Source organism: Synechococcus sp. R55.7, assembly GCF_047461955.1.
Lineage (GTDB): Bacteria > Cyanobacteriota > Cyanobacteriia > Thermostichales > Thermostichaceae > Thermostichus.
Genome location: NZ_JANSIC010000437.1, coordinates 1 through 797, shown reverse-complemented (window position 1 = coordinate 797; position 797 = coordinate 1). Strand labels below are relative to the sequence as shown.

Here is a 797-nt window from a genome sequence, read left to right as displayed (position 1 = left end):
CCCCTTGGCCAATACCCCGCCTCCTGCTGATATGGACAACCCCGGCCCCAACTACTCCATTCGTTTGGCTGAAGTTCAGGTGCCGGGGCGAAACCCCGAGGTCTATGTCATCCAAACCTTTCGGGATAGGGGCGGGGAATGCATCGACCGACGTAGCAGAACCATCATTGCAGGGGTTCCCTGCAGCTTTATGATGGGAGTCAGGGTCTACCATCGCTTTTCCTTTAACCCAAACACTCGGCAAGCTCTTCCTGGCCTGCGCACTGAGACGGTCTCCGCCAATCAGAACTTGGCCAATGCCGATGTGTGGCTCTTTCCCATGGCCAGCTCGATTGTGGAAGTCAACCTGGCTGCCAATTTGGGGGATGTTTGCCGGGCCATTTTGGCCGATGTTCAAGCTAGGGGTGGGATCCCGACCAACAACTGCAATGCCTTCCCGCTGCCCAGCCCAAGCCCTACCTCGCTTTGAAGCGACGGGTAAGCTCCTCCTGCAGGCTCACAAAAAGGTGGTGTTTTCCTATGTTCAAGGTTTTTCGCCACAGGGTTTACCAGAGTGCGGGGTTTACCCTCATCGAGCTTTTGGTGTCGCTGGTGGTAGCCTCGATCTTTCTGTTGGCCACGGGCATGATCGTCATTGAAACCATGCGGGTGGATCGGGAAGAGACGGGGCGCACTCAGGTGCAGGCGGAGCTGACCCAGGCCATGCAGTTTATCCAGCAGGATCTGGCAGAGGCGCTTTACATCTACAACGATGCGGAACAGCCCAACGGAGACGGAACGCCAGATCTCATCCAAAA

1 protein-coding gene and 1 pseudogene are annotated in these 797 nt (G+C 56.6%); both read left to right on the top strand.

Translation table 11 applies throughout. The annotated features are described in order from the left end of the window. Positions 1 to 469, top strand: a pseudogene (locus NW820_RS12995) (prepilin-type cleavage/methylation domain-containing protein); the annotation flags it as partial. Positions 470 to 519: 50 nt separating this feature from the next. Next, a partial coding sequence (locus NW820_RS12990; protein ID WP_414407722.1) for a PilW family protein occupies positions 520 to 797 on the top strand: 278 nt, incomplete at its 3' end.